Source organism: Hydrogenophaga sp. (genome assembly GCF_031426985.1).
GTDB lineage: Bacteria > Pseudomonadota > Gammaproteobacteria > Burkholderiales > Burkholderiaceae_C > Hydrogenophaga.
Genome location: NZ_JASJOY010000214.1, coordinates 1 through 9,370 on the forward strand (window position 1 = coordinate 1; position 9,370 = coordinate 9,370).

At 62.2% G+C, this 9,370-nt stretch carries 8 protein-coding genes and 3 tRNA genes; all 11 read left to right on the forward strand.

From position 1 onward, the window contains the following. The first annotated feature begins 146 nt into the window (after positions 1-146). Positions 147-220 (forward strand) — tRNA-Gly (locus tag RMP09_RS21830). Positions 221-286: 66 nt separating this feature from the next. Next, a tRNA-Thr gene (locus RMP09_RS21835) sits at positions 287-361 on the forward strand. A 43-nt stretch (positions 362-404) separates the two neighbouring features. Continuing rightward, the gene (tuf, locus tag RMP09_RS21840) at positions 405-1,595 is read left to right on the forward strand and encodes an elongation factor Tu (protein WP_310568085.1); all 1,191 of its coding nucleotides are present in this window, start codon (positions 405-407) and stop codon (positions 1,593-1,595) included. Between the two features lie 30 nt (positions 1,596-1,625). Further along, positions 1,626-1,701 (forward strand) — tRNA-Trp (locus RMP09_RS21845). Positions 1,702-1,846: 145 nt separating this feature from the next. After that, entirely contained in the window at positions 1,847-2,230 is a 384-nt protein-coding gene (gene secE, locus RMP09_RS21850) for a preprotein translocase subunit SecE (RefSeq protein ID WP_310568086.1), read from the forward strand. A 2-nt stretch (positions 2,231-2,232) separates the two neighbouring features. After that, on the forward strand, positions 2,233-2,802 hold the full coding sequence (nusG, locus tag RMP09_RS21855; protein ID WP_310568087.1) for a transcription termination/antitermination protein NusG: 570 nt from the start codon (positions 2,233-2,235) through the stop codon (positions 2,800-2,802). Between the two features lie 113 nt (positions 2,803-2,915). Further along, complete coding sequence (gene rplK / locus RMP09_RS21860; RefSeq protein WP_066160539.1) at positions 2,916-3,347, forward strand: 50S ribosomal protein L11; 432 nt, start codon at positions 2,916-2,918, stop codon at positions 3,345-3,347. Position 3,348: 1 nt separating this feature from the next. Continuing rightward, the gene (rplA, locus tag RMP09_RS21865) at positions 3,349-4,044 is read left to right on the forward strand and encodes a 50S ribosomal protein L1 (protein ID WP_310568088.1); all 696 of its coding nucleotides are present in this window, start codon (positions 3,349-3,351) and stop codon (positions 4,042-4,044) included. Between the two features lie 250 nt (positions 4,045-4,294). After that, complete coding sequence (gene rplJ / locus RMP09_RS21870; protein WP_310568089.1) at positions 4,295-4,822, forward strand: 50S ribosomal protein L10; 528 nt, start codon at positions 4,295-4,297, stop codon at positions 4,820-4,822. Positions 4,823-4,863: 41 nt separating this feature from the next. After that, a complete protein-coding gene (gene rplL, locus RMP09_RS21875) occupies positions 4,864-5,238 on the forward strand; it encodes a 50S ribosomal protein L7/L12 (RefSeq protein ID WP_310568090.1) in 375 nt (124 codons plus the stop codon). Between the two features lie 307 nt (positions 5,239-5,545). Then, positions 5,546-9,370: DNA-directed RNA polymerase subunit beta (gene rpoB / locus RMP09_RS21880; protein WP_310568091.1), on the forward strand; the 3,825-nt coding region annotated here is incomplete at its 3' end.

The window sequence follows — 9,370 nt, forward strand, 5'->3', positions numbered from 1 at the left end:
TGGCAGCAGACTGTAAATCTGCCCTCTTACGAGTACGCTGGTTCGAATCCAGCCCCCTCCACCAGCGGTCAATGAGTGATATGCGAGCGAATGGAATCAAAGCGCTCTGAATGTTGGAAGCCCATCGGGGTGTGAAAACGGTTCGGGCGGGAGTAGTTCAATGGTAGAACCCCAGCCTTCCAAGCTGATGACGCGGGTTCGATTCCCGTCTCCCGCTCCACATGTTGTTGACGGCTGTTGTGATTGAAGTTTTCTGAGATGTCCGATCTGTCGGTCGGATGTCTTGGCCCTTGTGGCTCAGTGGTAGAGCACTCCCTTGGTAAGGGAGAGGTCGCGGGTCCGATTCCCGCCAAGGGCACCATCTTTCTTCTGGTGTTTCGGCAATTTTGTTTTGGAGCTGAAAAATGGCAAAAGAGAAATTTGAGCGGACCAAGCCGCACGTGAACGTGGGCACCATTGGTCACGTGGACCACGGCAAGACGACCCTGACGGCTGCCATCACCACGGTGCTGGCTGCCAAGTTCGGTGGCGCCGCCAAGGCCTACGACCAGATCGACGCGGCTCCCGAAGAAAAGGCCCGCGGCATCACGATCAACACCGCTCACGTGGAATACGAAACGGCCAACCGCCACTACGCCCACGTCGACTGCCCCGGCCACGCCGACTACGTCAAGAACATGATCACCGGTGCCGCCCAGATGGACGGCGCCATTCTGGTGTGCTCGGCCGCTGACGGCCCGATGCCCCAGACCCGCGAGCACATCCTGCTGGCCCGCCAGGTGGGCGTGCCTTACATCATCGTGTTCCTGAACAAGTGCGACATGGTGGACGACGCCGAGCTGCTGGAACTGGTTGAAATGGAAGTGCGCGAGCTGCTCTCCAAGTACGACTTCCCCGGTGACGACACCCCCATCGTGCAAGGTTCGGCCAAGCTGGCCCTCGAGGGCGACAAGGGCCCCCTGGGTGAAGAAGCCATCATGAAGCTGGCCGACGCACTGGACACCTACATCCCCACGCCCGAGCGCGCTGTGGACGGTGCCTTCCTGATGCCCGTGGAAGACGTGTTCTCCATCTCTGGCCGCGGCACCGTGGTGACCGGCCGTATCGAGCGCGGTGTGGTCAAGGTCGGCGAAGAAATCGAAATCGTCGGTATCAGCGACACCCAGAAGACCACCTGCACCGGCGTGGAAATGTTCCGCAAGCTGCTGGACCAGGGCCAGGCTGGCGACAACGTCGGTATCCTGCTGCGCGGCACCAAGCGCGAAGACGTGCAGCGCGGCCAGGTGCTGTGCAAGCCCGGCTCCATCAAGCCCCACACCCACTTCACCGGTGAGGTGTACGTGCTGTCCAAGGACGAAGGTGGCCGTCACACGCCGTTCTTCAACAACTACCGTCCGCAGTTCTACTTCCGCACGACCGACGTGACCGGCTCCATCGAGCTGCCCGAAGGCAAGGAAATGGTCATGCCTGGCGACAACGTGTCGATCACCGTCAAGCTGATCGCTCCGATCGCCATGGAAGAAGGCCTGCGCTTCGCCATCCGTGAAGGCGGTCGTACCGTCGGCGCCGGCGTCGTCGCCAAGATCATCGCCTGATCAATCCCCGTCTAGGGGCACAAAGCCAGTAGGGGTATAGCTCAATTGGCAGAGCGTCGGTCTCCAAAACCGAAGGTTGTAGGTTCGATTCCTACTGCCCCTGCCACCCGATCGGACGGCATCAGGATCTGAGTCCCGTCCTCTGAGTGGTTCACAAGCCCGCCGAAGTCGTCAAGACCTCCGGTGGGCTTGCGTGTCTCAAGCCTCGGCTTCGATGGCACGCGTTTTTGTCAAGCATCGTCTGGAATTTCATGGCCACTTCCGAAGTTCAAACTGTCAACACCGGCGCCGACAAGGCCAAGCTGGCGGGTGCTGCTGCGCTGCTGTTGGGTTCGTTCGTGGCGTTCTACTTGCTCTCGGGCAAGGGTGGCTTGGCGCAGTGGGTCGCACTGATCGTCGGCGTGGTGGCTGCGGTGGCGGTTTTTGGTGTGTCCGAAGCCGGCAAGCAATTGCTGGCCTTTGGCCGTGATGCCTGGCGCGAAACCAAGAAGGTGGTCTGGCCCGCTCGCAAGGAAGCGATCCAGATGACGGCCTATGTGTTTGCCTTCGTCTTTGTGATGGCGCTCTTCCTCTGGCTGACCGACAAGACCATTGAGTGGGTGTTTTACGACCTGATCCTGGGCTGGAGGAAATGAACATGAGCGAACAACAAAGCTCCCTGGGAACGCCGACCGAGGGCATGCGTTGGTATGTGGTGCATGCCTACTCGGGCATGGAGAAGGCGGCTGAGCGCAACATCGTCGAACGCATCAACCGCGAAGGCATGCAGAGCAAGTTCGGTCGCATCCTAGTGCCGACCGAAGAAGTGGTGGAGATCAAGAACGGTCAGAAGCGCACCACCGAACGCAAGTTCTTCCCCGGCTACGTGCTGGTGGAAATGGTGATGGACGACGAAACCTGGCACCTGGTGAAGCACACCAACAAGGTCACGGGTTTTGTGGGGGGTGCCAAGAACCGTCCGGCCCCGATCTCGGAGGAAGACGTCCAGAAGATCGTCAACCAGATGCAGGAAGGCACCGACAAACCCCGCCACAAGGTGGAGTTCGTGGTCGGCGAATACGTCCGCGTCAAGGAAGGCCCGTTCACCGACTTCAACGGCACGGTCGAAGAAGTCAACTACGAAAAGAACAAGATGCGCGTGTCGGTGACCATCTTCGGTCGCGCGACGCCGGTCGAGCTTGAATTCAGCCAGGTCGAGAAGACCTGAACGTTTCTGACCGCAGGCGGTTCAACCCGGCGCCTGCGGTTTTTCAGTTTCCGGGTTTCAACCGCGAGGAGGTTGCCGTGACGGCTGCCGATTGCACTCGCAGGAGCTAAAAAATGGCGAAAAAAATCGTCGGCTTCATCAAGCTGCAAGTGCCAGCTGGTAAGGCCAACCCCTCTCCCCCGATCGGTCCGGCGCTGGGTCAGCGCGGTCTGAACATCATGGAGTTCTGCAAGGCGTTCAACGCCCAGACCCAGGGCGTCGAGCCCGGTCTGCCGCTGCCGGTGGTGATCACCGCCTTCGCGGACAAGAGCTTCACGTTCATCATCAAGACCCCTCCGGCGACGACCCTCATCAAGAAGGCCATCAAGCTGGACAAGGGTTCTCCGGTGCCCAACAAGCAGAAGGTCGGCAAGATCACCCGCGCTCAGCTGGAAGAAATCGCCAAGACCAAAATGAAGGACATGACCGCTGCCGACATCGACGCAGCCGTCAAGACCATCGCCGGCTCTGCCCGTTCGATGGGCGTGATCGTGGAGGGCGTGTGACATGGCCAAGCTGACCAAGAAACAAAAAGCCTTTGAAGGCAAAGTCGACAGCAACAAGCTGTACGCCCTGGCCGATGCGCTGACCATCGTCAAGGATTGCGCCAACGCCAAGTTCGATGAATCCATCGACGTGGCGATCCAGCTGGGCGTGGACGCGAAGAAGTCCGACCAGGTGGTGCGTGGCGCCGTCGTGATGCCCAACGGCACCGGCAAGACCAAGCGCGTGGCCGTGTTCGCCCAGGGTGCCAAGGCCGAAGAAGCCAAGGCCGCTGGCGCCGACATCGTCGGCATGGACGACCTGGCTGCTGAAGTCAAGGCTGGCAAGATGGACTTCGACGTCGTGATCGCTTCCCCCGATGCGATGCGCGTGGTCGGTACCCTGGGTCAGGTGCTGGGTCCCCGTGGCCTGATGCCCAACCCCAAGGTCGGCACCGTCACGCCGGACGTGGCCCAGGCTGTGCGCAACGCCAAGGCCGGTCAGGTGCAGTTCCGTGTCGACAAGGCCGGCATCATCCACGGCACCATCGGCCGCCGCTCGTTCGACGCCGACAAGCTGCAGGGCAACCTGGCCGCTCTGATCGACGCGCTGAACAAGTCCAAGCCGGCCACCAGCAAGGGTGTGTACCTGCGCAAGGTGGCGGTGTCGTCGACCATGGGTGTGGGCGTCCGCGTGGACACCCAGTCCATCTCGGCGTAATCGCAAGAGATTCCCGGGCGGCTGCGGCTGTTCGGGTGTGGTGGGCCCGCCCGCCGGCCGCAAGGCCAGCAGGCGGGGCCATCCAAGACCGTTGGTGTCGGGACGATCTTTCGGGATCCGACCGACTTAATTGTGAAAAGCCAACGCAGATGGCGATCCCGCTGCAGATGGAACCCGGTTCCCGAAACAGTTGGTCGCTGCAATGAAGCGTGCTCCAGGCGCAAGCCGAAAGCATATTAAGGAGTAGACCTTGAGTCTGAATCGCAGTGAGAAAGAAGCGGTCATTTCCGAAGTGACCAGCCTCGCCGCTAAAGCTCAAACGCTCGTGATGGCGGAATACCGCGGCATCACGGTCGCTGCCATGGACAAACTGCGCGTCAACGCCCGCAGCAACGGTGTCAGCCTGAGTGTTCTGAAGAACACCCTGGCCCGCCGTGCTGTGGCTGGCAGCCCGTTTGAAGTGGCCGGTGACCAGATGACCGGTCCGCTGATCTACGGCTTCTCCGAAGACGCTGTGGCCGCCGCCAAGGTGGTGGCCGAATTCGCGAAGACCAACGACAAGCTGGTCATTCGCGGTGGCGTTTACGGTGGCAAAGTCCTGGATCAGAACGGCGTGAAGCAGCTGGCCAGCATTCCTACCAAGGAAGTGCTGTTGGCCCAGCTGTGTGGCTTGCTGATGTCCCCCATGTCGCGTACGGCCGTTGTGCTGGGCGCTCTGGCGGCCAAAAAAGGCGAAGGCGCTGCCGCTCCGGCAGCCGAGGAAGCCGCCGCAGCCTGAAGGCGCGGTGGATTCGTTTAACCAATTGTTAGGAAATCAAAATGGCATTCGATAAAGACGCATTTCTGACGTCGCTGGACAGCATGACCGTCATGGAACTCAACGACCTGGTGAAAGCCATCGAAGAGAAGTTTGGCGTGTCCGCAGCCGCCATGGCCGCACCCGCAGCCGGTGGTGGCGGTGCCGCTGCCGTTGCTGAAGAGAAGACCGAATTCAACGTCGTGCTGCTCGAAGCCGGCGCCAACAAGGTCTCCGTCATCAAGGCCGTGCGCGAAATCACCGGTCTGGGTCTGAAGGAAGCCAAGGACCTGGTCGACGGCGCTCCGAAGAACGTCAAGGAAGCTGTTGCCAAGGCCGACGCCGAAGCCGCTGTCAAGAAGCTGGTGGAAGCCGGCGCCAAGGCCGAACTCAAGTAATTCGGTTCTGGTTAGGGGCTGGAGTGCTCGAAAGGGCCTCCAGCCTTTGGTGCTTTCAGAGCGCACCCAAAAGCCGGCTTGGCGCCGCCTTTCCCGGAGACCTTCAGGTCGACGGAAAAGCATCAGCCAAGACGATTTTTGAGTGTCTTCTGACCCCGACTGCAGAAGACCACTTGGTTCGGGCTTGCGTGCAATGCGCAGGCCGTCCGCCAACGGCAGGTAGTGGCCTGCCGCCAAGCCCGTCACCCGTCGCCTTGAGCGGCGGGTTGGCCGATCAGTCGCCGCAGACCTCAAGCCCGGAGATCTCATGGCATCCGCATCGAAATATTCCTACACCGAACGCAAGCGCATCCGCAAGAGCTTTGGCAGCCGCGAGAACGTGCTCGCGATTCCCTACCTGTTGCAGATGCAGAAGGACGCCTACACCGCGTTCCTGCAAGCCGACACCGCACCCAAAAAGCGCACCACCGAGGGCCTGCAGGCCGCATTCGAGGCCGCCTTCCCCATCGTCTCGCACAACGGTTTTGTCGAGATGAAGTTCGTCGAATACAACCTGGCCAAGCCGGCGTTCGACGTGCGCGAGTGCCAGACCCGTGGCCTGACCTTCGCTTCGGCGGTGCGCGCCCGCGTGCAGCTGATCATTTACGACCGCGAGTCTTCGACCGCGCAGTCCAAGGTGGTCAAGGAAGTCAAGGAACAAGAGGTCTACATGGGCGAAGTGCCCCTGATGACCGACAAAGGTTCCTTCATCATCAACGGCACCGAGCGTGTCATCGTGTCGCAGCTGCACCGCTCGCCCGGTGTGTTTTTCGAACACGACAAGGGCAAGACGCACAGCTCGGGCAAGCTGCTGTTCTCGGCCCGCATCATTCCCTACCGCGGTTCCTGGCTGGATTTCGAATTCGACCCGAAGGACGTGCTGTTCTTCCGCGTCGACCGCCGTCGCAAGATGCCGGTCACCATCCTGCTCAAGGCCATCGGCCTGACGCCGGAAAGCATCCTGGCCAACTTCTTCGTCAACGACCACTTCCGTCTGATGGACAGCGGTGCGCAGATGGCCTTCGTGTCCGAGCGCCTGCGCGGTGAAGTCGCCCGTTTCGACATCACCGACAAGGCCGGCAAGGTCGTGGTCGCCAAGGACAAGCGCATCACCGTGCGCCACACCCGCGAGCTGGAGCAGTCGGGCACCACGCACATCAGCGTGCCGGAAGATTTCCTGATCGGCCGCGTGGTCGCCAAGAACGTGGTCGACCCGGACACCGGCGAGATCATCGCCAAGGCCAACGACGAGCTGACCGAAGCGCTGCTCAAGAAGCTGCGCAGCGCCGGCGTGCAGGACCTGCCGTGCCTGTACACCAACGAACTCGACCAGGGCGCCTACATCAGCCAGACCCTGCGTGCGGATGAAACCGCCGACGAGTTCGCTGCCCGCGTGGCCATCTACCGCATGATGCGCCCCGGCGAGCCGCCGACCGAAGACGCCGTGCAGGCCCTGTTCCACCGCCTGTTCTACAACCCGGACACGTACGACCTGTCGCGCGTGGGCCGCATGAAGTTCAACGCCCGCGTGGGCCGCGACGAATCCACCGGCCCGATGGTGCTGTCCAACGAGGACATCCTGGCCGTGGTCAAGATTTTGGTGGACCTGCGCAATGGCCGTGGTGAAGTCGACGACATCGACCACCTGGGCAACCGCCGCGTGCGCTGCGTCGGCGAACTGGCCGAGAACCAGTACCGCACCGGTCTGGCGCGCATCGAGAAGGCTGTCAAGGAGCGTCTGGGCCAGGCCGAGCAAGAGCCGCTGATGCCGCACGACCTGATCAACTCCAAGCCGATTTCCGCGGCCCTCAAGGAGTTCTTCGGCGCGTCCCAGCTGTCGCAGTTCATGGACCAGACCAATCCGCTGGCCGAGATCACCCACAAGCGCCGCGTTTCGGCCCTTGGCCCGGGCGGTCTGACCCGCGAACGCGCCGGCTTCGAGGTGCGTGACGTGCACGTGACCCACTACGGTCGCGTCTGCCCAATTGAAACGCCCGAAGGCCCGAACATCGGTCTGATCAACTCGCTGGCCCTGTACGCCCGCCTGAACGAGTACGGTTTCATCGAAACCCCGTACCGCCGTGTGGTGGACGCCAAGGTGACCAACCAGATCGACTACCTGTCGGCGATCGAAGAAGGCAAGTACGTCATTGCCCAGGCCAACGCGACGCTGGACAAGGACGGCCTGCTGACCGGTGACCTGATCTCTGCCCGTGAAAAGGGCGAATCCATCCTGACCCCGGCCGACACCATTCAGTACATGGACGTGTCGCCCGCGCAGATCGTCTCGGTGGCCGCTTCGCTGGTGCCCTTCCTGGAGCACGACGACGCCAACCGCGCACTGATGGGCGCCAACATGTCGCGCCAGGCCGTGCCCGTGCTGCGCCCCGAGAAGCCGATGGTCGGCACCGGCATCGAGCGCGTCGCCGCGGTCGACTCCGGCACTGTCGTCACCGCCAACCGTGGGGGTGTGGTCGACTACGTGGACGCGACCCGCATCGTGATCCGCGTGAACGACGCCGAAGCCGTGGCCGGTGAAGTCGGTGTGGACATCTACAACCTGATCAAGTACCAGCGTTCCAACCAGAACACCAACATCCACCAGCGCCCCATCGTCAAGAAGGGCGACCTGCTGGGCAAGGGTGACGTGATCGCCGACGGCGCTTCGACCGACCTGGGAGAAATCTCGATCGGCCAGAACATGCTGATCGCCTTCATGCCCTGGAACGGCTACAACTTCGAAGACTCGATCCTGATCTCCGAGCGCGTGGTCGCCGAAGACCGCTACACCTCGATCCACATCGAGGAACTGGTGGTCATGGCGCGCGACACCAAGCTGGGCGCGGAAGAAATCACCCGCGACATCCCCAACCTGGCCGAGCAGCAGCTCAACCGCCTGGACGACTCCGGCATCATCTACGTGGGCGCCGAAGTGCTGCCCGGCGACGTGCTGGTCGGCAAGGTCACGCCCAAGGGCGAGACCACGCTGACGCCGGAAGAGAAGTTGCTGCGCGCCATCTTCGGCGAGAAGGCCAGCGACGTGAAAGACACCTCGCTGCGCGTGGACCAGGGCTCGCAAGGCACCGTGATCGACGTGCAGGTCTTCACCCGCGAAGGCATCACGCGCGACAAGCGCGCCCAGCAGATCATCGACGACGAGCTCAAGCGCTTCCGCCTGGACCTGAACGACCAGTTGCGCATCGTGGAAGCCGACGCCTTCGACCGTATCGAGAAGCTGCTGACCGGCAAGGTCGCCAACGGTGGTCCGAAGAAGCTGTCCAAGGGCACCAAGATCGACAAGGCCTACCTGGACGACGTCGAGAAGTACCACTGGTTCGACATCCGCCCGGCGGAAGACGACGTGGCCACCCAGCTGGAGTCGATCAAGAACTCCATGGAGCAGACCCGTCACAGCTTCGACCTGGCGTTTGAAGAAAAGCGCAAGAAGCTCACGCAGGGCGACGAGCTGCCCGCGGGCGTGCTCAAGATGGTCAAGGTCTACCTGGCCGTCAAGCGCCGCCTGCAGCCTGGCGACAAGATGGCCGGCCGTCACGGCAACAAGGGTGTGGTCTCCAAGATCACCCCGGTGGAAGACATGCCTCACCTGGCCGACGGTACCCCGGTCGACATCGTGCTGAACCCGCTGGGCGTGCCGTCGCGCATGAACATCGGTCAGGTGCTCGAAGTCCACCTGGGCTGGGCCGGCAAGGGCCTGGGCCAGCGCATCGGCGACATGCTGCAGCGCGAAGCCGCCATGTCGGAAGTGCGTGGCTTCCTGGAGCAGGTCTACAACACGGCCGGCCGCAAGGAAGACCTGTCGGCCCTGAGCGACGACGAACTGCGCGCCATGGCACAGGAACTGACCACGGGCGTGCCGTTCGCATCGCCGGTGTTCGACGGTGCTTCCGAGCAGGAAATCATGGACATGCTCCAGCTGGCCTACCCGGAAGACATCGCCAAGGCCAAGGGCCTGACCGCTACGCGCACCCAAGCCCAGCTGTACGACGGCCGCACCGGCGACGCGTTCGAGCGCGTCACGACCGTGGGCTACATGCACTACCTGAAGCTGCACCACCTGGTGGACGACAAGATG

Coding starts and splice junctions, on each gene's coding strand:
- tuf (WP_310568085.1), top strand. CDS start 405: ATGGCAAAAGAGAAATTTGAGCGGACCAAGCCGCACGTGAACGTGGGC.
- secE (WP_310568086.1), top strand. CDS start 1,847: ATGGCCACTTCCGAAGTTCAAACTGTCAACACCGGCGCCGACAAGGCC.
- rplA (WP_310568088.1), top strand. CDS start 3,349: ATGGCCAAGCTGACCAAGAAACAAAAAGCCTTTGAAGGCAAAGTCGAC.
- rplK (WP_066160539.1), top strand. CDS start 2,916: ATGGCGAAAAAAATCGTCGGCTTCATCAAGCTGCAAGTGCCAGCTGGT.
- rplL (WP_310568090.1), top strand. CDS start 4,864: ATGGCATTCGATAAAGACGCATTTCTGACGTCGCTGGACAGCATGACC.
- nusG (WP_310568087.1), top strand. CDS start 2,233: ATGAGCGAACAACAAAGCTCCCTGGGAACGCCGACCGAGGGCATGCGT.